General features: G+C 68.9%; 26 protein-coding genes. 4 read left to right on the top strand and 22 right to left on the bottom strand.

Features of this window, described 5'->3' with window-relative positions; genetic code table 11:
* Positions 1-34 precede the first annotated feature (34 nt).
* The 4 genes from AB0M43_RS14585 to AB0M43_RS14570 form a co-directional block, all read right to left on the bottom strand.
* Positions 35-1,132 carry an AAA family ATPase gene (locus AB0M43_RS14585; RefSeq protein WP_363724682.1) on the bottom strand — a complete coding sequence of 366 codons (1,098 nt, stop codon included), beginning with the start codon at positions 1,130-1,132 and terminating at the stop codon, positions 35-37.
* Between the two features lie 259 nt (positions 1,133-1,391).
* Positions 1,392-2,615, bottom strand: a complete 1,224-nt coding sequence (locus AB0M43_RS14580) for a hypothetical protein (RefSeq protein ID WP_363724680.1) — start codon at positions 2,613-2,615, stop codon at positions 1,392-1,394.
* Positions 2,616-2,712: 97 nt separating this feature from the next.
* Positions 2,713-3,150 carry a hypothetical protein gene (locus AB0M43_RS14575; RefSeq protein ID WP_363724678.1) on the bottom strand — a complete coding sequence of 146 codons (438 nt, stop codon included), beginning with the start codon at positions 3,148-3,150 and terminating at the stop codon, positions 2,713-2,715.
* Positions 3,150-3,605: a hypothetical protein gene (locus tag AB0M43_RS14570; RefSeq protein WP_363724676.1), complete on the bottom strand. Its 456-nt coding sequence runs from the start codon at positions 3,603-3,605 to the stop codon at positions 3,150-3,152. The genes AB0M43_RS14575 and AB0M43_RS14570 overlap by 1 nt, the downstream gene beginning before the upstream one ends.
* Positions 3,606-3,941: 336 nt before the next feature.
* Here AB0M43_RS14570 and AB0M43_RS14565 point away from each other — a divergent pair, with 336 nt between their 5' ends.
* Positions 3,942-4,898: a phospholipase D family protein gene (locus AB0M43_RS14565; protein ID WP_363724675.1), complete on the top strand. Its 957-nt coding sequence runs from the start codon at positions 3,942-3,944 to the stop codon at positions 4,896-4,898.
* A gap of 30 nt (positions 4,899-4,928) precedes the next feature.
* The gene (locus tag AB0M43_RS14560) at positions 4,929-5,474 is read left to right on the top strand and encodes a hypothetical protein (RefSeq protein WP_363724673.1); all 546 of its coding nucleotides are present in this window, start codon (positions 4,929-4,931) and stop codon (positions 5,472-5,474) included.
* Between the two features lie 65 nt (positions 5,475-5,539).
* Here the strand turns inward: AB0M43_RS14560 and AB0M43_RS14555 are convergent, their stop codons facing one another.
* Positions 5,540-5,719 (bottom strand): peptidoglycan DD-metalloendopeptidase family protein, encoded by a 180-nt coding sequence (locus AB0M43_RS14555; protein ID WP_363724671.1) that lies wholly within the window; start codon positions 5,717-5,719, stop codon positions 5,540-5,542.
* Positions 5,720-6,313: 594 nt separating this feature from the next.
* On the opposite strand from AB0M43_RS14555, the gene AB0M43_RS14550 reads away from it, so the two are divergent.
* Complete coding sequence (locus tag AB0M43_RS14550; RefSeq protein ID WP_363724669.1) at positions 6,314-6,487, top strand: hypothetical protein; 174 nt, start codon at positions 6,314-6,316, stop codon at positions 6,485-6,487.
* Between the two features lie 291 nt (positions 6,488-6,778).
* Here the strand turns inward: AB0M43_RS14550 and AB0M43_RS14545 are convergent, their stop codons facing one another.
* The 17 genes from AB0M43_RS14545 to AB0M43_RS14465 form a co-directional block, all read right to left on the bottom strand.
* Positions 6,779-7,477 (bottom strand): hypothetical protein, encoded by a 699-nt coding sequence (locus AB0M43_RS14545; RefSeq protein ID WP_363724667.1) that lies wholly within the window; start codon positions 7,475-7,477, stop codon positions 6,779-6,781.
* Between the two features lie 175 nt (positions 7,478-7,652).
* A complete protein-coding gene (locus tag AB0M43_RS14540) occupies positions 7,653-8,045 on the bottom strand; it encodes a hypothetical protein (protein ID WP_363724665.1) in 393 nt (130 codons plus the stop codon).
* Positions 8,046-8,103: 58 nt separating this feature from the next.
* The gene (locus tag AB0M43_RS14535) at positions 8,104-8,541 is read right to left on the bottom strand and encodes a hypothetical protein (RefSeq protein ID WP_363724663.1); all 438 of its coding nucleotides are present in this window, start codon (positions 8,539-8,541) and stop codon (positions 8,104-8,106) included.
* 78 nt (positions 8,542-8,619) lie between these two features.
* Positions 8,620-9,150, bottom strand: a complete 531-nt coding sequence (locus AB0M43_RS14530; protein ID WP_363724661.1) for a hypothetical protein — start codon at positions 9,148-9,150, stop codon at positions 8,620-8,622.
* Positions 9,151-9,211: 61 nt separating this feature from the next.
* The gene (locus AB0M43_RS14525) at positions 9,212-9,925 is read right to left on the bottom strand and encodes a GGDEF domain-containing protein (protein WP_363724660.1); all 714 of its coding nucleotides are present in this window, start codon (positions 9,923-9,925) and stop codon (positions 9,212-9,214) included.
* An 89-nt stretch (positions 9,926-10,014) separates the two neighbouring features.
* A complete protein-coding gene (locus tag AB0M43_RS14520; protein WP_363724658.1) occupies positions 10,015-10,797 on the bottom strand; it encodes a hypothetical protein in 783 nt (260 codons plus the stop codon).
* Between the two features lie 178 nt (positions 10,798-10,975).
* Positions 10,976-11,395 (bottom strand): hypothetical protein, encoded by a 420-nt coding sequence (locus tag AB0M43_RS14515; RefSeq protein WP_363724656.1) that lies wholly within the window; start codon positions 11,393-11,395, stop codon positions 10,976-10,978.
* Positions 11,396-11,833: 438 nt separating this feature from the next.
* The gene (locus AB0M43_RS14510; RefSeq protein WP_363724654.1) at positions 11,834-12,232 is read right to left on the bottom strand and encodes a hypothetical protein; all 399 of its coding nucleotides are present in this window, start codon (positions 12,230-12,232) and stop codon (positions 11,834-11,836) included.
* Positions 12,233-12,303: 71 nt separating this feature from the next.
* Positions 12,304-12,747, bottom strand: a complete 444-nt coding sequence (locus AB0M43_RS14505) for a hypothetical protein (protein ID WP_363724652.1) — start codon at positions 12,745-12,747, stop codon at positions 12,304-12,306.
* A gap of 58 nt (positions 12,748-12,805) precedes the next feature.
* Entirely contained in the window at positions 12,806-13,564 is a 759-nt protein-coding gene (locus AB0M43_RS14500; RefSeq protein WP_363724650.1) for a hypothetical protein, read from the bottom strand.
* 111 nt (positions 13,565-13,675) lie between these two features.
* Entirely contained in the window at positions 13,676-14,131 is a 456-nt protein-coding gene (locus AB0M43_RS14495) for a hypothetical protein (protein ID WP_363724648.1), read from the bottom strand.
* A 107-nt stretch (positions 14,132-14,238) separates the two neighbouring features.
* Positions 14,239-14,655 carry a hypothetical protein gene (locus AB0M43_RS14490; RefSeq protein WP_363724646.1) on the bottom strand — a complete coding sequence of 139 codons (417 nt, stop codon included), beginning with the start codon at positions 14,653-14,655 and terminating at the stop codon, positions 14,239-14,241.
* A gap of 131 nt (positions 14,656-14,786) precedes the next feature.
* Entirely contained in the window at positions 14,787-15,440 is a 654-nt protein-coding gene (locus tag AB0M43_RS14485; RefSeq protein WP_363724644.1) for a hypothetical protein, read from the bottom strand.
* A gap of 526 nt (positions 15,441-15,966) precedes the next feature.
* Positions 15,967-16,305 (bottom strand): hypothetical protein, encoded by a 339-nt coding sequence (locus tag AB0M43_RS14480; RefSeq protein WP_363724642.1) that lies wholly within the window; start codon positions 16,303-16,305, stop codon positions 15,967-15,969.
* A 396-nt stretch (positions 16,306-16,701) separates the two neighbouring features.
* Entirely contained in the window at positions 16,702-17,370 is a 669-nt protein-coding gene (locus tag AB0M43_RS14475; protein ID WP_363724640.1) for a hypothetical protein, read from the bottom strand.
* 514 nt (positions 17,371-17,884) lie between these two features.
* Positions 17,885-18,754 (bottom strand): replication-relaxation family protein, encoded by an 870-nt coding sequence (locus AB0M43_RS14470; RefSeq protein WP_363724638.1) that lies wholly within the window; start codon positions 18,752-18,754, stop codon positions 17,885-17,887.
* Between the two features lie 58 nt (positions 18,755-18,812).
* On the bottom strand, positions 18,813-19,694 hold the full coding sequence (locus AB0M43_RS14465) for a replication-relaxation family protein (RefSeq protein ID WP_363724636.1): 882 nt from the start codon (positions 19,692-19,694) through the stop codon (positions 18,813-18,815).
* Positions 19,695-20,061: 367 nt separating this feature from the next.
* Here AB0M43_RS14465 and AB0M43_RS14460 point away from each other — a divergent pair, with 367 nt between their 5' ends.
* The gene (locus AB0M43_RS14460) at positions 20,062-20,493 is read left to right on the top strand and encodes a hypothetical protein (protein WP_363724634.1); all 432 of its coding nucleotides are present in this window, start codon (positions 20,062-20,064) and stop codon (positions 20,491-20,493) included.
* The last annotated feature ends 27 nt before the right edge of the window (positions 20,494-20,520 follow it).

Genomic DNA, 20,520 nt, shown 5'->3' with positions numbered 1-20,520 from the left:
GCGACGCGGTACGTGGTGTGGCGGTGGCCGCCGGTCACAGTTGTTTGCCGAGCGTCAGCGGGGTCGGATCGATGTTCGGGAGGTGCTTCTTGAATGCCTTGGTGACCTCGTCGCGGTCTTCCTCGGGTGCCGCGCCGATCAGGTTCGCCACCGCGATGTCCAGGCCGAGGGCCTTCTCGACGGCCTTGGCGCCGAGGAGCTCGCGGAGCTGGGGCGCCCAGCCGATCTCCCCGGCGACGACCTTGGCCCACAACTCCCGGGAGGCGGCGACCAACCCGCGGTGGACCTGGAGTTGGCGGGCGGCCAGGTCGTAGTCGGTGGTGACCTCCAGCTGCACCGTGAACCTCGAGGCCAGGGCTTCGGACAAGACGGCTCCGTGAACGCCGGGGTTGTGCCCGCCGACGCAGAAGAACCCCGGCTCGGCGCGCACGATGCGTCCGCCGTTGCCCTTGATCGCGATCTGGCGGCGGCCGTCCATCGCCGGGTACACCGCCGCCAACACCTTCGGGCTGACGAGGGTGGCGTCGTCGAGGAAGAACACTCCGCCGGTCTCCATCGCCTGGGTGAGCGGGCCGTCGATGAAGTCGTAGGCGCCAGCCGCCCCGCCCGGCACGTAGTCACCCACGAGGTCACCGACGGTGGTGTCGCTATCGCCTGCGATCGTGTACAGGTCGTTGCCGTAGGCGGCCTCGATCAGGCTGGTCTTACCGGTACCGGGCGGCCCGTACAGCAACACGGGGATGACGGCCTGGCGCAGCTGACGCAGCACGTCGACGTCACGGCGTCCGGCCAGGTCACGCGGGTAGTACGCCGTGCCGTTGGGTCGAAGCACCGGCCCGGAGGAGGACACGACCTGGTACGGATTGGGCGTCGGTGCCTGAGCTGGGGTCCCGGTGGGGTTGAACTGGTATTTGCCGGCGACGGTGGTGGCGCGGCCTAGGCGGACCAGCCGGTTGAGGGCGTTGCGGATGGCGGCCTGTGAGCGGCCCTTGAGCTCGGCGAAGATCTCAAACGGTGACCACTGCTTGTCCGGCTGGGAAGCGATGACGTTCTCGATCTGGGCACGTAGCTGTCCGGCCCCGAGCTTGGGCAAGCCGGTGGCCGTGTAGGCGGGATTGGCGGGGCTCGTCATCGCCGACCACCGATCGAGGTGGCCACCGGTACGGCGAGTGGAATTCGGGGGCGCGGTGTGCGCATGAGATGTGCCTCCTGGGCGCGAAAGCGCCCCGGCCGGTGACGGTCCGGGGCGGAGAAGGGCGCCTCGCGGACACGGTCCGGCCCGCCTCACGCGGGCCGGATGGCTGCCCGCGAGGCGGTTGTCAGTGCTGGTGGTTCAAGGTCGTACCGATCAGGTGGCTTCTACCGGTCGCTGTTCGGGATCGGGGTCTCGGCTATGCGGGACCGATGACGAGGCGACATTGGGTGGCCACCGCGTCGTGGAAACGGCTTTCGAAGCCAACGACGAGTGCGTCGAGCAGCCGGTCGCGTTGAAACGCGCTCAACTCGTCCCAAGGGCGCGGATACACCAGGCCGAACTGGACCCGCTCCTCGTAGATCTCGACGAGGGTGCCGTTACTCCGGGTGGTGTCGTCGGTGTCGATCGGGATCGGTGGAAGCGCGTCGAGCACAGCCGGATCGCCATCGTCGATGCCGGTCAGGATCCTGCGCGCAGCGGCGACGCAGTCGCCGCTGGCCCGGCTGCCGATAGTGTCTTGCGCCCACCATTCGGCGACGTTGTCGGCCGCGTCGTGCCCAACCTGAGCCATGACCTGCAGTCCGGCGTGAAAGGCCATCAGATCCTCGAGCAGTTCCTTCAGGCCCTGGCAGGCGTCGGCTACCTGGAACGCGGACACCAGAACGGCCGGCGGCGCCGCTAGGTTGGGTCCGCTGAGCGGCCGAGGCAGGATCGCGGTGCCCGAGCCGTGGTCGACGGAGGCCAGGACACGGATCAGGTGTCCGCCACCGGGCAGCCAGACGGTGCCGCTCTCGCGGGTCTCGGCGTGGATGACCGCGGTGCGGCCCTCGCCGAGGACCGCCAGAGCGAGATGGAGCAGGTGGGGCGGAAATCCTGCGAGTGCGGGGATGTGCCGGACTATTTGGTCCTCTGCCGCCCATTGACGGAGCGGTCCGCAGGTTTGCATGGAAGGGAGGTTGGCTTGTGCCGCCGGAGTTGCGAGGTCGGCGAGTGGGATGCAGGCGTAGCCCTGCCATTCGAAGTGCCAGACGGCCTCATAGGCACTCACCTCTCCTCTTCTGGTGTCCAGCAGGTACAGCCAGGTGCCGTGGGCGACTTCGTGACCGGCAAGCTTCTTCCATCCGTCGCCCAGGTTCTGTTGCACCGGCGCGGAAAGTTGGTCGTCGGTGACCCCGACGCCTCCAACCGCGTGCTCAGCGGTGGTGGTGGTGTCCGGGTCGAGGTTGTTCCAGTTGTCGGCGAGCAGCCGTGCGGTCAGCGCCTCGGTGTCGCGGGCGAAGGTCTGCTCCCAGATGACTGCCAAATGAGCCAGAACGCTGTCGGGGTGACCGCTGTGGCGCAACCATGAGGCGCTAAAGGCCTCGCCGTCTGAGCCGAGTCTTCCGATCAGTGCGAGCCGGCCGATGGGGCCTGTCTGCATGTGTTTCCTCTCCAGGGCAAGCGAAAGCGCCCGGCCGGAAGGCGCGGGCGCGAAGCGTGTGGTTGGCGGTCGGCGTTGGTGCGCGCCGGGGCGGGCGCTACAGGCCGTCGGGCAGCGGGGCCGTGGCCGCGGTGATCGTCGAGCCGGTCATGGTGACGCACAGGGCGTCGTGACCGTGGCGGACCGCCGTGGCAAGTTGTGCGATCACCGAGCGTCCGGTCGAGCCGTCGTTGACAACCAGGTCGCCGTAGACCTCGTATCCGGGCAGCAGGTAGCGGCTCATGTCGGCGCGCTCAGCTGGGGGCAGGAGCGCTTCGGCGTGTGAGACGCCGTGGGGGTTGGCCTGGGCGTCGTCAGGGGCGGTGGTGATCAGGTACACCGCGCCGCCCTGACGGATCAGGTGCAGCACACACAGGCGCGCCTCGCCGGAGCGGTCGGCTTCGGCGAGGGACTGCCTGGCCAGCGGCAGCACCTTGGACAGCGGGAACCAGAAGGTCCCCGACGGTGTCGGGGCGGTCTCTTCGTGTGGCTGCATCACTTCTCCTTGACGACCATGAAAGTGTTCCGTGGCGGTGGTGGTCCGGGCCAGGTTCCCGGGTTCTGGCTGACGAACGCGACGGCGGGTTCGGGGCCGGAGGTGTCGATGGTCATCTCGTGGCAGTCGCGGTTGAGCGCGATGTACACCTGCGCGCTCAGCGGGATCGAATCCGCGCTGCTGATCCCGTTGATCACCATCGGGAACTCGGCGTTGAGCGGCAGGAGCAGGTCGGGCAGGTCCCCGGCCGTTTCGATGTCGTCGAGGGGCCTGGCGATACACGGCTGCCAGTGCCGGTTGTCGCGACCGCTCGACAGCAGCACGCCGGGGGCTGTGCGGCGCAGGATGAACGCCGGCCCGTCGACCGGCCCGTGGCGGTCGAAGTGGCGGGGGGACGTCATCGCGTGGTCGCAGACGTCCATCACGGGGCCGAGCCCGAATCCGTAGACGCTCACTGCCAGAACCAGGTCTCGACGGCGCCTTGACCGGTAGGCCGAGGTTGACATTTCATACAACACTCCTTTTTTCAAGTTTACGGATTCTTTCGGAAGGTTATGAGTCTTTGTGGCTGATATGGGCTTCGGCGCGACGGGCGGCTTCGACCAGTTCGAATTCAGGGAGCAGTCCCGGCTCCGTGCGGTGGAGCGCCACAGTTCGGCTGCCGCAGCCGCGCGCTGAGGCGCCGGCTTGTCTGCGAGTCCATCCCGCCGATGTCGCTTCTTGACGACTTCATGGAACGGGCAGAACGGGGCACGGCGACGAGCCCCGTTCGTCGATGTCAGACTCTGTTCATGAGTCGACTCATCGCCGACAACGTGTGGGACGGTCTTGACGAGTACCTGCGGTCGGGCCGGCCAGTGCGAGCGGCGATTGCCTATGTTGGCGGTGCCGCGTACGACCTGCTTTCACTGAATGCCGGCGACTTGATCATCGTTGACGGTTCGGATCGGGTTGTCTCTTCCGGCAGCGTGGATCCCGTGGTCATCGCGAAGTGGCTTGATTCAGGTGTCGAGGTGCGGTCCCTGGAAGGGCTGCACGCGAAGGTGCTTCTCATCGAGTCTGAGCCCCCGGTTGTCGCAGTTGGCTCAGCAAACGCGTCGCAGAACTCCCGTGACCACCTGCTCGAGGCCGTGGTGGTGACGGAGGACCAAGGCCTGTGCGAGCAGGTTCGCGAACAGTTGGACGTATGGTGGACGCGAAGCGATCTGATTGACGCCGAGTGGCTGTCGCACGCGCGAAAGATCTACAGGCCTCCGGCTCCAGGCCCGGTCAAGCGCCGGCCCTCTGCCAGCCCCAAGGAGGCTCGGCCGCTGTGGCTCGGAATGAGCCTTCCCGCCGACGTCGCCTTGAGCCCGTCGGGGAGAGTCGCTCGAGAACACCTGGTAGCCCGGCACGGCGACGGTTCAGTTCACCCCTGGCAGATGATGGAAGGAGACGACCGCATCGTGCTGAAGGGCCATGAGGTGGTCCTGTTCGACATCAAGGCCGACCAGAACCAACCGCACGGCAACAGGGAAGCTTGGCCTCCAGCGACGGTCGCACGCGTTGTCGAAGGTTCGGAAGGCGCAGGGCCGGTCGCCTTGCTCGTCTCTATGGATGACGGCCAAGAGCGGCTCAAAGTGACGTTTCGAACTCTGTGTCGGGCACTCGACGAAATCGGCGTGGCAGTGAACTGGGAAGAGCCATATCTGCCAGAGTCGGCTGCCGCGGCCACGATACGAGCTCTATGGTCGACGGCGAGCAAGTGAAACCCACTGAACTGTGCAATGCTCGCCTGCGTGATCGACACCCCGGACGACGGCTGGTCGTTCGCAACAGCGCGGGAACCGGCCCGGTTCGGCGCCTGTGGCGTCAATGGCGTTCCCGGCGTCGACCACGGGACAGACGTGCGGGGAACGCTGTGCGGCATACCGGAACGGCACACCACCGCCTTCCTCCATCAGTTCGACCCCGAAGCCCTGCACTCGTGTCGGCGGTGCCGGCAGAAGGCTGAGGACGCACCTTCGCAACCGTGCACCCAGGAGCGCCTTCACGACCGCCTGCTGCATGCAACCCAGAGCGTGGTGCGCGACGAGCTACTCACCGCCCTCCGCCAGGGCGCGACGGTTCACCTGTGGATCCACGGCCCTTCGGCAAACCTGGCGAAGTTCTACGCGAAACTCGAAACACTGACCGATGGCGCAGGGCCAGCTGCGGAAGTCTTCGCCTCCACCGCGACAGTCGCCTTGGCCAACGTCGAAGACAACCTCTGGCGGTTCCTCGTCGTCTTACCGGAAGACGGCGCTGCTCCAGTAGTCGCACGTGGACCACGCGACCCTCACTGATCGAAACGACACCAAACTGACCCAATCGCGCAGAGCCGACGGACCTAGTGGGAACTGCAGACGAGTCATGGCCTCAACGGGGCTCCGTGGGCCGCCATCCAGGCGCTGGGCTCGGTCGGGTGGCCGGCGACGTGCACCTCGTAGTGCAGGTGGGGTCCGGAGCTGTTGCCACTGCTGCCGGTGACGCCGATGATCTGACCGGCGGTGACCCGGTGGCCGACGGAGACGGCCGGGCGGGTGAGCATGTGGCAGTACCGGGTCGCGATGCCCGCGCGCCGTGGTCGATGTCGACGTAGTAGCCGCACCCGGAGACCCAGACGCCGCCGTCGGTGTCGCAGCTGTACGGCCGCCCGTCAACGTGGGCGTTGCATTCGGCGACCACGACCATGCCGGCCGCCGCGGCCCGGATCGGGGTGCCCTTCGGCGAGCCCAGGTCGACGCCGTCGTGGGTGGGCCGCTCAGCGGTGTGGAACCCGGAGGTGATCTCGTCGTTGACCGGTGCGACCCAACCCTGCGGTCCGACGGCGCCCCCGCACGCGCCGAGTGCGCCGCTGAGACCGGTCAGGGCGGTGACCAGCTCGGCCGCCGCCGCCTCGTGCTGGGCGTACGCCTCCGGGAACGCGCTGATCTGGACCTTCTGCGCCGCGACCGTCAGCGGCAGGCTCTGCCAGTCGGGAACCTTGAGAAGCCTCTCGTAGAACTTGGTGCTCGCGTAGACCGGGTCCAAGATCTGCGCCGGGGTACCCCAGCCTGACGATGGCCGCTGTTGGAACAGGCCGAGGGAATCGTGATCGTTGGCGTCGCCGAGGTGACCGAGGTTGCGGAGCCGGGACTCCTGCATGCTCGTCGCCAGGGCGATCACCCAACCCCGGGTCGGCACCTGCACGCGGATGCCGACGGAGATGATGGTCGCGGCGTTGGTCACCTGCTCGCTGCTCCACGGCTCGATCGCCGGCAACGCTCCGGAGGGCCCCGCAGTCGGGGTCGCGCCAGCCGTCGGGGTCGCCGTCTGAGACGGGCTGCTGTTGGGGCTGTTCGGGCCAGGCGCGCAGAGCCCGGCGCCCATGCCGCCGGTGAGCGCGCCAGCCAGCCCGGCGCAGACCACGATCAGGGCGAGGACGCAGGTGGCAATGGCCGCCAGCAATTTGCCGGTCATGACGTCCACCGGCTCGAGTCGGTGCGGGAGAGGGCAGGGACAGGAACGGGGGCGGCGGGGGGCTGTGTGCGCATGGGGTGCTCCGGGTCGTTGAACGCGCGAGCGCCCGCGATCCGAGGTGTTCGGGTCGCGGGGGCTCGTCGCGGGGTCAGTGCTTCAGGCGTTGGCGTGTCGTGTCGTGTACTAGGCGGTGCGCGTTGTCGAGCAGCCTCTGCAGCTGTGCGAGGAGGACTCGGGCGGGGCCTAGTTGGTGGGAGGTAGTACGCAGCGCGTCGGAGATCGCCTGCTGGTCGGGGTCGAGACTGAGGTGGCTGCGCAGCGCGAGGGCGGCGCGCAGGCTCCCGAGGATGCGGTTGTGGTGGTGGGCGGACACGGTGAGCACCGCCAGCAGGCTGGCGATCTCAACGGGGTGGGCCTGGTCGATGTCGAGGCGGGCCAGGAGCACGAGCTGGTCGCGCAGCGCCGATCCGGCAGGAATGATGTGCGAGCCGTCCACCGGCTCCGGGGCCGGTGGTGGCGGGTCGATGACGCTGTCGACCAGCAGCGTGCAGGCATCGGCCAGCTCCTCGGCGGGCCAGACCATCACCGGCGGACCGTCGGGTTCGAGCTGGACCAGCGACAGCTGGTCGTTGTAGCGGGTGTGGGGGCGCAGCAGGGTCGGCCGCTGTTCGAGGCGCCATACCAGGTTGCCGTCGGCGATGACCGGCATCGTCGGCAGGCCGAATTTCAGGGCCAGGGTGCGCAGCACGACGCGAAGTACTGGAAGCGGCCAGGCGGCCAGGGCCGGGTTGCGGCGTGCGAACTCGGGCTCGTCGACGATCTCGTGGATGTCGAGCGGGGACGTCATTTGTTCTCCAGGAGGTTGTGCGTTAGGGATGTGGGTATGGCGAAGGCCGCGCCGTCACGGGCGCGGTCGTCACGTTCGGGAATCCGCCGAGCGCTGCGGGCTGCGTGCCGGGCGCGGGCGGTGAAAGTGCTGGCCCTCACCGTGGCGGTCGGGTCCCCACGGTGAAGGTTCGGGGTTAGGGGTTTTCGGTGTCGACGCCGCCAGGCTCGGCGTCTTCGGGATGCCGCTCGTTCCAGCGCACGTCGAGTTCGTGCACGTCGGCTGCGTTGCGCAGCGCGTTCTCGATGAGGGAGGAGGCCACTTCGTCTGCGGACTCCGCGTCCTCGGCCCGCACCTCTAGGGTGATCGGTACGGTGACCACCACCTTCCACAGGTGGTTGAGGGGTTGCATGTCGAAGCACTCGAGCATCCCGTTGGCCAGGTCCAGCTCCAACGCCTCGGCGTCGACGGCACGGGCGAACTGCTGGCGGATCTCCTTCCTGAGCTGGGCGAGAGTGTGCTGGGCGGCGCAGGTCTGGGCGTGATCACCGGCGCAGGCAACTGGGCCCTGTGACTGGTGTTGGTTCACGAACTGTCCTCTCGGTGTGCGGGGGCGCGGCACGGCCGCGCGCCCGGGGTCGGGGTGTTTAGGCGCGGTCGTTGACGAGGTGGTCGGTGGCGTCGGCGCGGCTGATGACGGGCAGGGCGCGGCGGGGGTAGCCGCGGCGGGCGGTCCCTCCGCCGAACAGGGCGATCGCGTACAGGCCCGCGGGGGTCATGTCGGTGACGATCCACAGCTTGTGTGTGGGTTCGCCGCCGGTGCCGGCTGGGAAGTAGACGATGGCGCCGCGAGGCAGCGGGCTGTTGTCCGGGAACGTCGCGGCGATCCGGTCGTAGTCGTCGCCGTCGTACTTCTCGAGGACGTCGTCGCTGACCTTGTAGAAGGTGCCGGCGGTGTCGTAGATACCGACCGGCTTCCTGCCCTTGGTGATGACCTCGACCCGGTACACGGTGGGCGTGGTGGTCCTGCCGACCTGGGCTTTGTCGATGACGAGGTCGTCGTACTGGGCGATGTAGTCCGACATGGTGTTTCTCCGCACGTGATAGAGGAGCGGGGCCGGGCGGTCGCCGGCCCCGCGAGACATGTGAATCGGGTGGGGTCTCTACGGCCAGAGCGGGCCGAGGTCGAACAACTCCGCGAGCTGCTCGTGACCGACGAAGTGGTCGTAGCCGGGCTCGGGGCGTTCGGTGATGACGAGTTCGCCGTGCCGCAGGGCACGTTCGGCGGTGCGGATTTGGTAGACCTTGCCGTCGATGTCGACGGCGTCGGCGCTGAAGAACCCCAGATGCCTGCCGCTTCCTTCGGTGTCGACGGCGATGTCGGTGTTCAGCAGCGACGAGGCGATCACCGTCGCGTTCTTCGGGATTCCGGGCGGCGGACCCGCCGCCCGAAGTTCGCGGCGGGCCTCGGTGAGCACGCCGGCGACGCGCTGGGGGTGGTTTGCCCACCGCTTGCTGGCGATGGGGACCTGGCGGCCCCGGATCTCCTTGCGCCAGTCGCCTTCCGGCGTGTTCGGCAGGTCCCACTGGAGTAGGAGGTGCAGGGACGGCGGCTGCTGGATGCCGAAGTCGATCGCCTTGCGGTGCAGTTGGATCAGCGTGTTGCCGATCGCCGTTGTGGTCATCTCGTGCACGGGTTCTCCTTCACGGAATTTGGTGCTGAGGGCGGGTTCGCGGCGGATGCCGCACCCGAGGTCAGGGCTCATGGCGGGCGTCGCGGTCGCGCAGGGCGGGACGTTCCAGAACCGGCTCGGTAGTCGGCGGGGCCAGGTGTACGGTCGCGCCGGAGTTCTTGGCGGCGATCATCGCCAGATCCGCGCGCCGCATCAGGTGCCGCAGTGTGTCGCCTGGGCGGGCCACGGCCACGCCGAATGACGCGGAGATGGGGACCTGGTCGCCGGCGAGGTCGAAGCGCCGCCCGGCCAGGGCGTTCCAGGCGGCTCGCGCGGCGGTGAGCGCGACGCCGTCGGCGTCGTCGGTACGGATCCACACCGGGCCGGTCTGGGTGTCGATCAGAGACATTCGTTTGATGTGGGCGTTGACGAGCAGCGCGAACTCGTCGCCGCCGAGGCGGGCGACGGTCATGATCGGCGGCCCCACGGCAGCTAGCCGTTGGGCGACCTGGACGAGAAGTGCGTCTCCGGTGTCGTGGCCGAGCTCCTTGTTGATGAGCCCGAACCCGTCGAGGTCGCAAACGATCACCGAAGCCGTCTGGCCGTCGACCTGGGACTGCGCGAACGCCTCGGCCAGGCCACGCCGGTTGGGCACGCCCGTGAGCGGGTCATGGGTGGCGTCGTGTCGGACGGCGCGCAGCCGGCTCCGGAGGCGGTAGAGGTAGGGGGTGGTCAGGGCGAAGGTGGTGGTGGCGCCGAGGGCGGCGCTACCGAGGGCGGTGAGTAGCTGAGACACTGAGTTGCTCCATGTTGGTTGGGAGTGCCGCAGCGGGCGCGGAGGCCGGGAAAACTTCTCGCGCCCGCTGCGGGTTGACGGCCTGCTGTTCAGGCGGCCTTGTAGGTGGCGGGCTTGTCGACGGTGCGCAGGGCTTCGCCGCTGCCGCAGAACTTGTTCAGGGCGTTGACCACCGCCCCGCTGCTGACGTGCCCGTGGTCACCGGCAGCCGCGAACTCCTTCGCGATGAGCCGGGCGACCTCGATGACCTTGAGTTCGCTTTCGGGGTTGGCGCGCAGGACCCGCAGCGCCGCGTCGCGCACCGCGCCCGGTGGGCGGCGGAGCGCCTTGTCTGCGGTGTTCCGCTTCGGCTCGACCGCCTGGTCGGGCACCTCACCGTTGTCGCTCTCGGGCTTTGGCTCCGGCTCGATGGGCACGGTGAGTGCGTCGGGGTCCTCCGGGGCTGTCGGCTCGGCAGGCCCATCGGGCTTGTCCTTCGGTGACGCGGCTTCGGCGGGTTCGACCTGGTCGGTGTCCGGTTCGGTCGCGTCCGCGTCGGGTGCGATGTCGGAGCCTGGTTGTGCGGCTTCGGCGGGGTCGGCGTCGCCCGCGTTGGTGTCCTGCTCTTGTTCGGGCGCGACGTCAGGTTCGGCGCGCTGGCGCCCGTCGAGCTCTGGGCTAGTGGTGTCGAGGAGCGCGAAGGTGTTGGGTGCCTTGCCGACGCCCTTGATCCGGACGATCTCGCCGTTGTCAGCCCACTTGCGCAGCTTGGCGGAGGTGGTGGAATACGGGACCCCCGCCAGATCCGACAGCGTCACGGCGTCGATCGGGCCGCGCTCGCCGAGGAGCTGGATCAGCTTGGCGTGGACGGGGTTGGGTGGCGCTTCGGTCATGGGTGATACCTCCTGGTTGTGGGTGGTGGTGAGTGACGCTTCGCTTCGCCCGCCAAAGCAAGTCGGCGAGCAGCGCGAGCCCCGCAGCCGGGCGGCTGCGAGGCGTGGCGCTCACGGTCGGGGAACGCGAGACAGCCCGCCGGCCGAGTGGCCGGCGGGCTGCGGGCTCGCGGTGGGGTCAGGTGATGATCTGCTGGCAGTCGGTCGCATCGACGATTCGCCAGGGCCAGCCCAGGTCAATGCAGTACGTGCCGTCGGGGGCAGGTTCGATACGCCGGGCAGGCAGGTCACCGCCGGCGTCGCGGACCAGGACCTTCCCGTCGAGCCACAGCCGCTGGCATTCGTCGTCGACCGCCTGCTCCAGGTCCGCCCCGGCCAGTCCGCGGGCGGCGTGGAAGGCCCGGTTCGCGTCGCGTTGGCGGTCCTGTTCGGCGCACATCTCCCGCACTACCGTGAGGGAGGTGTCGAAGTCCGGCCATTTCCAGCCGCCGACGAGCACCCCGGTGTAGCCCACCCGGTAGCGGCACGGGCCGCTGTCGGCCTCGAGCCACTCCCCGGAGAAGACCGCCGTGGCGCCGAGCTCCAGAGGGCCGGTCATCTCGTCGCGCCGATCGCGAAGAGTCGGTCAGCGTCAGCGCATTCTGTACGTGGTGTCATGGAAGTCCTTTCAGGACGCGCAGGTACTCACAGACCTGTTGGCGCCGGGGTCGAGGAGCCGGTGTCGAGGCTGGCGATCAGCCAGCAGGTGTGCCTGTCGGTTCACGACCAGAAGCCCGAGCAGCTGAAGTGGCAGTCCTCGCCCGGCGCGGCGCCGCAGTCCTCGCAACTCCGGGCGAGCGCGACCGGGCAGTCGAAGGTGTGTGGCTCACCAGCCGGTGAGGAGCAGCACGGCGGCGGGCAGCTCGTGCCCGCTGTCGTGATCGGCCCGAGCGCGGCCCAGACTGCGGCGGCGATGAAGCGGCGACGGCTTATCACCGCGACCAGCCCGGCGGACAGGCTTCAGCGTTCGCGTGGAGCACAGCGTTCCCGGCGGCTCTCACCGGGCAACCGCGCCGGTCGACGCCGGATTCGCGGGCTCACTGATCAGGATCGCGTCGCTGTACCGGTACAACGTGTCGCAGGCCTTGGTGAACGTCGCGGTCCGGTCTTCGGCGAGTTTCTCGGCGGCGCCGAGGGCTGTGGTGGCCTCGTAGAGCATGGTGGCCTCGCTGGTGATTTCGCCGATTCCCATGCCCCTGATCAGGTCGTGGGTGGCGGCGACGGCTTCGCGTGCCCACTCGGCGCGTTGCTGGGCTGCGGCGAGGGCGTAGGCGGCGTCGAGGAAGGCCATCACCTGTTTGGCGTCGCAGGCGGTGGCGACGGCGCGTTGTTCGAGGTCGAGTTCGTAGCCGGCGTCGCGGCACAACCGAGCCAGCAGGGTGTTGTGCAAGGTCACGGGTGTCTCCCGGGAACGGGGACGGGCCCGCCCGCGAAGGGACGGGCCCGTCGCGGTGAATTGGTGTGGTGTTAGGGAGTCGGGCGGGTCTGGCGTGCTGCGGCCTCGGCGAGCTGGTGCCAGTCCTGTCGGGCCACGTAGTTGACGGCCGGGATGATCAGCTCGTCGGGGCAGCCGGGTCCGAAGCTGACCCGCCAGCGGCAGATCTCCGACGGCACGCCCGTGTCCGGGTGGGTCGGGTACAGGCACACGTCGAGGTCGTCGTCTTCGTCGGCGAGCCGGATCCACACCCCGGCACGGGTGGAGTACCGCTCGTTGTAGTCGTTGATGTGCTCGACGAAGCCGGCCCGTTGCAGGGCCATGCGAAGCCGGCCGCGGATGCCGTTGACGCCGATCAGCGGATCGAGCGGCTCGACCTCGCTGGGATAGTCGGGGCTGATCTTCATGGGTATGTCGATCTCCTTGGCTGTGAACAACAGGAGCTCGTCGACCGGGCGGTCGACGGGCGAAAGCATGGGCCTAGGTGCAGCGGCGGGTAGGGCTGCTGCACCTAGGCGTCGTGGTGTCGGTGGTTCACTCGTCCAGCGCGGGGTACCAGCGCCACTGGTAGGTGCCGAGGGAGTAGAGGCCGTCGGCGTCGCGGTGGACCCGGTCGATGGTGCGAGTGACGGTGCCGTGCGCGCCCGGGTAGTCGTAGTCGATGCTCGCCGCCCCGCTGGTCAGGCGAACGCTGAAGCGGGTTTCCCCGGCCCGGTGGACGGCCGCGATGTCTGCGGCGATGCGGGCCACGGTGTCCTGGGCGAACCGGGCCAGGACGCTGCCGTTCCAGGTGTAGCCATCGGCAATCAGCGCCGGATACGCCACGCGAGTCTCGTCCGCCGTGACCATGGCGGGGATCCACAGGGCATGTGGTGGGGCGATGTCGTCGCGGTGCGGGTGCGCGGAGATGCTGATCCACGGCCTGGCCTCCAAGGCCGTGACTGCCAGCCAGTGGCGGGAGCCGATGCTGTCGCGGATCTGCAGGATGAACTTGCGCCGCTTGTCGAAGTGCTTGTTCAGCGCCAACGCCCCGTCGCGGGGAATCGTGTCGGCGCCGCCACGTTCGCCGGTGGGCGTGTGGGTCCACATGCGGGCCGTGGCGTGATGCGCCCGGCCGTCGGGCAGGTGCCAGCCGGGCAGGCCGCTGGAGGTGAGGATGTGCCCACCGGATGTGTGTTCCCACAACAGCGCGGGTTCGGTCTGTTCTCGGATGAGCCTGTGCTCGGGGGCGTTCATGGCGTGTTCGGCGAGCGCGGCGACGTCTCGCAGACGCCACCAGGTGGTCGTGGGCAACGGTTCTCCTTCATGACGGTGCCCGCTGTCGTGCGGGCACGACGAACGGCCGCGCCGGGAATCCGGCGCGGCTCGACAGCAGAGAAGGTTCAAAGGGGCTGCTTGCCCTACTCAGGCGGCGGCGGACCTCAGCGGGCGCCCGGCAGCGGGCGACAGCCGGAGGCGAGCGAAGAGCCGGAGCGGCCGGTGCCTGCCGAAATAGCGGTCGCTCCAGCCCCACCGGGAGGACTCGTCCTCTGGCATGTGAGGTGCCCAGAAGCCCGACTCGACCACTGGAGGTGCGGGAGGGACGGAAGCGCGTCCGACCGCCACGACGGGCACGATGACCGTCACTGGCTCGGTAGCGGGGGCTGCTGCGGCGGGCTCGGCGGCGAGGTGCTGGGCGCGCCGTGCGGCGCGCGCCGCGCCGCACGGGTAGTACTCGTGGCGGCACAGCGGGCTGACGCACCGGTCCGGGTGGTGCAGGTCGGGCTGGTGCGTGGCCAGAACGGGTGCGGCCAGGCGGGCCAGCAGGGCCCGGTCCGCGCTGTCTGGTGCGTGCGGGCCGGGCGTCGTGGTCGGTGGCATGGCGTGTCCTTCGGTGAGGTGAACGCGTGGCCCGTCTGCCCTGGTGGCGTGTCCGCTGGTCGGCGGGGTGGCGGGCTGGTCGATCAGCGCTCCACTTCGCCGGAATCTCAAGTCGTCACCTCCCCGGTCGGTCCGTGCGACGTGGAGCGCACGGCGCGTGCGACGGCGTAGGCGAGCACGGCGACGGGGTGGTGCGCGCTGGCCACAGCGGCGAAGGCCGGCTGGTCATCGACGGTGGCGGCGAAGGCGGGCAGCCGGCGCGGGATGTCGTCGACAGCGGTGATCACGACGTCGTGGCTGCGGACGTGGAACCCGAAGTACGCGGTGGGGTAGTCCACGAGGCTGGGGTGGGCGAAGTACTGCCAGAACAGGCCCGACGGGGTGCTGGCCGTCAGGATGGCGACGAGTGCGGCGATGTCGCGGCACCAGATGGCTTCACGGCGCTCGCCCGCCTGCGGGGTGTCGGCGACCTCATGGGCCGGGTGTCCGGTGGGGCGTGGGGGAGGTTTGGTCAGCTGACGCACGGCTGCTCCTCGGGGAGAAGACGGCGGCTGACCCGCTCGGAGCCAGCCGCCGTGACGGAAGGCCTACCTGCGGAGAAGGGAGGGGGATGTGCCGGAGAACCTGTCGGGCGAGGCTGTGGGGCCCGGTGTGTTCAGGCGCGGGTGGGCGGGGGGACGTCGCTGGCGACGCTGTCGCAGGCCTCCGGGTGCACCGGCATCCAGTTCCAGCCGAGGAGGGTCAGGTCGTAGAGGCCGTCAGGGTCGGGCCTGATGTGGGCACGGCTCGTCGGGTCGCCGCTTCCGGCGCGGTCGTCCCAGACGAGGACGTCGCCGTGCAGGTCCAGGCGGCAGAAGTGCAAGTCGACGGCGGCTTCGACCTTGTGGGAGCAGGTCGCCTTGCGGGTGAGGTGGTCCCGCAGCGCTCCTCGCCTCCCGGCGTGGTGGGAGACGACCGCCTCGAGGACGAGTCGCGTGGTGCGAAACGCCGGCCACCCGTCGATCAGGCTGGTGATCTGGCCGAGGTACCCGACGCGGACCCGGTCCAGGGAGTGGCGGTCCTGGTAGAGCTGCCAGTCACCGGCGAAGACGAGCCACATTCCGATGTCGGCCTGCTGGCCGTAGGAAGCTACTTCCTCGGTGTAGCCGACGTTTCCGTCGGTGTCGCGGTGGTAGATGCCGGGCTGCGTCGCGACAGAGTCCTGTTCCTGAGGAACAGTCGGGTCTTGCGCCGTCGTCTGGGGCTCAGTGGTCGGTGGACGTTGCCGGGAGGTCAACGTCCAGAAGTCGATGCCGTGTCGTCGTGCCATGCTTGGGGCTTCCTCTCTCGAAATCGCCTAAATGGCCAGGCGGCGGATGAAAGACCGCACCACTGCCTGCGGTGAGGCCAGTCCGGTCCCGGATGGCGCGGTGGTGCAGGTCCGGGCTGCGGTGGACGCGGGCAGGTCGCGTCCGGCCGATCAAGGTGAGGTCTGTTGTTCCGTGCGGCTCTGCGCCGCTAGGACGGTTCGGGCGGTGCGGTCTTGTGCTCGAGGTGCTCAGAGGCCTTACCGAGGTCCGGAGCCCAGTGGGGTGTGGTCGCCCCTGTGGCCGGGGGCGTGTAGGCAGCCGGGCTCGGAGCAGGTAACGGCCAGGGTGTGACCGCAGCTTTTCCTGGTGTCGTATTCGATCGACGCCCCGAGTACGTCGATACCCTCTGCGGCCAGCGCCGCCAGCGCGATTCTCAGGGCCTTCGCGGTGCGCGTGGGGTCAAGCGGGCCGACGAATAGGAGTGCGGCGGTGTAGGAACGTCCGATGTCGCGTTGCAACTGTTCTTCCTTTCGACGTGGCCGGGTATCAGTTACGCGAGCGCCGGGTGGAGTTGGCGCCCGAAGGGGCGACGCCGAGGATGGTGGCGGCGCGCTGCAGGAGTTGCGCGGCGATGTCATCGAGTAGGGCGTCGGAAAGGTTGGAGGACACGTGTGACGGCAGCGAGTCGTGCCAGCGGGACGGTTCGCTGCTGGCCAGGTCCGTCCACGTCAACTCCGGGGTCAGGACCTCGACGATCGCGTGGGACTGGGCCGGGTAGAAGTCTCGGTAGACGCGGGTGCGCACGGTGTGCTCGGCGAGCTTGTCGACGCGGGTGAGTTTGTAGCCCTGGGTGGTCGTCTCGAACTGCCGGTCGAGCAGAGTCATCGTGGGAAACTCCTTTTGCGGAACGGGAAAAACCCGCAGGCCGGTCGGCCGCGGGCGGGTACGGGACGTTGTCTGGCGGCGAGTGATCGACGAGGCATGATGCGCCGCAAGACGAAGAGGGAAAGAGAGGCCCGTGCGTGGGCTAGTCGTGATGGTTGCCCCTGCTCGGGGCGGCAGGCGACGCAGCGCGGACTGCCGGTTCGAATGGGCTATGGAAGTCAGCGCCGGCTGGCTGCGGTGTGCAGCCGACGGAAAGCACGTTCACCTTGTATCGATGCATATGAGAACTGTGTGGAGTTCTTTTGAAGACAGGGCATCCAACCGAGTGGTTCCCTCTTTGGCTTCCTCCGCATGCTGTCCAGCCGGGCTTTGTGGGCCTGACCGGACAGCGATGCGCTAGGTGGTGATCGCGACGATCCGCTGGCGGCGGTCGAGGCTCTCGAGGTGGGCGTGGGCTTCTCCGAGATAGGCGATGTGCTTTGCCATCTCGGGTCCGTCCGCGGCGAGCCGGGTGCCGTCGGCAGTGATCAGCGCCTCACCGCACACCGCGCGCAGGGCGCAGTAGGTGGCGTAGGCGTGACTGCCGGCCTGGAAGGCTTCCAGGTCCGCGGTCGCGAACACCGGGCCGAAGCCCGCGTTGTGCGCGGCCATGGCCAGGACCCGGGGCTGGGCCTGGTACTCGGCCTTGACCCGCTTCAGCGGGTTCTTGGCCGGATCGGCAGTGTGTTTGCCGAGCCACACATGCCACGGGGTGGCGTGCTTGGTGCCCTTGGTGACCTCCAGCCACTGGTGGTGGCGGATGCTGGCCGACATCGCGACAGCGTGACGCATGCCGGCGAGGTCGAGGTATCGCAGCTGGCCGCCGGCCGCGACCTTCTGCTTGCCGCAGCGACGCGGGTCAACCAGATGGTGGCGTTGCCAGGGGCTCGCCTTCGTCCAGAACTGCGGCACGAAAGTGCCGGAGATGCCGAGGTATCGCGAGAGCGTGGTGGCCGAGGCCAGGACAGCGGCGGGTACCTCGTCGGGGACGACCACGACCAAGGTCGCGGGATTGCTGGTGGTCATAGTTCTCCTTCGGTTGGGTCTGCGACGCAGACATGGGAGTCCCACCGGGAACGTGGGGCGCCCGGAATTAGGGATGGGGATTCGCGGCAAGGGCCGCGGGAGGGTGGTCCACCGAGAACATGGACCGGGTGTTGCAGGTTGGTGGGTGCGACCTTCGGGAGGTCACCGCGCGGCGCGGGCCGACCGGCCTTTCGGCGGGTGGGCTGACGTGCAGCTGGTGCGGTGAGTCCGTGGGTGGGACCTACCAGGGGTAGTACGGGTGGAAACTCTTGAGGTCCCTTGACGCTAGGGGATGCCTCTCACAGTGCCGCTGCCCGCGAACCGGACCTCAAAGGGCCTGTGACCTGCGCTGTTAGAGCAGCGGGCGGTCGCGGAGCGATCCAGCCGTGAGAGGAGAAACGGTCCGGCGGTGCTCTCACAGCGCGCGTTCTGACTGTGAGAGCACCGAGGTGCTAGAGCGCCTCCCGCTCACGTCAACGCTGCCGACATGGGCGCTGACCTGCACTGTGAGAGATCACCAGCCGTGCGTGGCGCGGCAGCTGGGCGTCCCACGGCTGCGCCGGCCGGGATGGCTGGGCAGCTCGTGCAGCGCGTAGGGCCCGCTGCGCTCGGAGGCCAACCGCCAGACGCTGCCGGCCGGACCTTCCCCCTGTACGCCGACGGCCACGGGGATGTCCTCGCCGTAGCCGATGGCGGCGAGCAGCAGGCGGGCGCGTCGCTGATCGGGAACCCACAGCAGGACCGAGTAGCGTGGCCCGGCGCAGGCCAGCCTCCGGTAGGCGTCCAGCCGGTCGAGGACCTCGCGGGGGCTGGCCTCGCCGGTGTCGTACTGCAGGAAGAACCCGACAGTGCGTGCCCCGACCCGCCAGAGGCCGTGTCCGTCGGGACGCACGTCGGTGTCGTTGAAGAACGCGGCGGTGCGCCGCGGCGACCACCACCGCAACAGCTCGGCGTCGGGCATCGCGTGCGAGGCTTTGGTCAGCGCGGCGAAGAACCCGTTGGCGGCCAGCACGCCCGGCAGGCGCGGGCTGGCCGCCAGGCGGGCCACACGCTCGACGCGACGGGCGGGTGCGGGCGTCGGGGGGTCGTCGAGGCTCATGACGGCCTGTGGCCGCAGCTGCTCCCCGACCGGGCCCAGGGAGCAGATCAGCTCGGTGCGGGATCCGTTGGCACGGGCGGTCGCGTATCGGGTGAGCAGGTCGAGCTGTTCGAGGGTCCGCAGGCGGCGGCGCGCAGCGCCGAGGCTTCCGAACAGCAGGTCGGCGACCTGGCTGGTGGTCAGAACCTGGTGGTCGTCGAGCAGGTTGAGGAGTGCCCGGTCGCGGGGCGTGAGCCGCCGCAGGGTGCTCAGCAGTTTGGGCAGGGTCGTGGTGTCGTGGGTCATTGAGGAACTCCGGAATGAGGAAGCCGACAGCGCCCTGGGTGAGGGTGCCGGCGAGGGGTCAGGCGTTGGGGTCGAAGCGGTTGGGGTTGGTGGCGCCGATCGGACCGTGGTCGGAGGGCAGTTCGTGCAGCGCGAGCGGCGCTCGGCCCGAGCCGGGTAGGTGCCAGATCGGGTCCGCGGGGTTCGGGTGGTGCGCGGCGACGGCGATCGGAATCCGCGTGTAGTCGGCGAGCTTGACCAGCAGTCGGTCACGGCGGCCGATACTGGGCACCCACAGCAGGACCGGGTAGACCGGCCCGGTGCGGGCGGCGGCCTCATAGCCCGGCAGCTTGTCGAGGAGCTGCTGGTGTTTCTCCGAGCCAGTGTCGTGCTCGAGCCAGAACCCGACCGAGCGTCCGTGGGCCCGCCACACGCCGTGCCCGTCCGGGCGGATCCGGGCGCCGGACGCTCCGTAGGCGTCGGTGGCGTGCTGCTCGGACCACCAGCGGGCCAACGACCGGCTGCCGGCGGAGGCGCGTGCGTCGGCGAGGAGGCGGGTGAAGAAGTCGTTGGCTCCGAGAGTGTGTTCCCGTCGCTGGCTGCGAAGAAGGTTGTTGACGCGCTCGCGATGGCTGCGGGCAGTGTCGTGCCGGCGACTGTCGGGGCCGAAGACGGACGGGCGTCGCACTGCTGCGCCGTTGAGGCCCAGGAAGTAGATGTACTCCTCGGGCCCCGCAGCCCTGAGGTTGAACCGGAACCGGTCCAGGATCTCCAGCCGGGTCAGGATCGTCAGCCGCCTGCGAGCGATCCTCGGGTGGTCGAAGAACGCCCGAGTGATCTGGGACGTGGTCAGGATCTGATGCTCGGCGAGCCGGCTGAGAATGGCGATGTCTCGGTGGGTGAGGTGCTCGGTGAAGGAGTGAGGGCGGGGCCCAGGTTGGCGGGGAAATCGACGGGACATGTGGATGACTCCATGCGGAAGGGTCCCTCCCTTGGAGGGAGTCGGAGTGGATACGTCACCGGACGGCACGATTCGGCGCCTCTGTCACCGGGCACGTGCTGCGGATTGTCCGATCGGACCGCACGCAGAGGGTCCTTCGGCCAGTAGTCGGCCGCGGACCCCCCTACGGACCACCTCACGGACCCCCCTAGGGACCGGCCGTCCTGAGTGGCTGTCTGCGAACCTCAGGTGCGGCTGGTGGTTGATCCGAGGCCCAGATCAGTGCCCACGGGCGCAACTCGCATGCGGATGCCGGCGTTGGCGACATGGGTGTTGTGCGGCTCGAAGCCCGATGGCGAGCTGCGGCACAGCTTCCTATCATCAGCGCATGACCGATACGGGGGCTGTCGATGTCGAGCCGAGTCCCGAGCAGCGCCGCGGACGAGCACGGCCACGAATAGTCGTACTGATCGCGATCCTCGCGATATTGCTCGTCCTCGCGACTCTCGGGATCGAGCGGCTGATAAATGCGCCCATCGATGACCGAGCATTCCAAGCGGCCAGGGAGCAGTGCCGAGCCAGCATCACGCGTACGCTTGCGCGACACAAGATCGAGATCGGCCCGGAGGCGTACAGCGACCGGGTGATCGTTGGCACGGACGAGGATGGGCGGGACTCGGCGTACGTCTCGGGCCAAGTGACCGTCGGACCAGAGGGCCAGGCAGGAAACTGGCGCAACTACACCTGCGAGTTGGACAAGTATTACGACTCGCAGAATGAATGGGGCCAAATGGGCGCGACGGTTCACGGCCTGAAGTGAGCCTGCGTCACCTCAGTGGACTGCCTC

The organism is Longispora sp. NPDC051575 (genome assembly GCF_040681875.1).
In the GTDB taxonomy this organism is placed as follows: domain Bacteria; phylum Actinomycetota; class Actinomycetes; order Mycobacteriales; family Micromonosporaceae; genus Longispora.
Note: the sequence above shows the minus strand (reverse complement) of the source record. Positions and strands in the feature narration are given on the sequence as shown.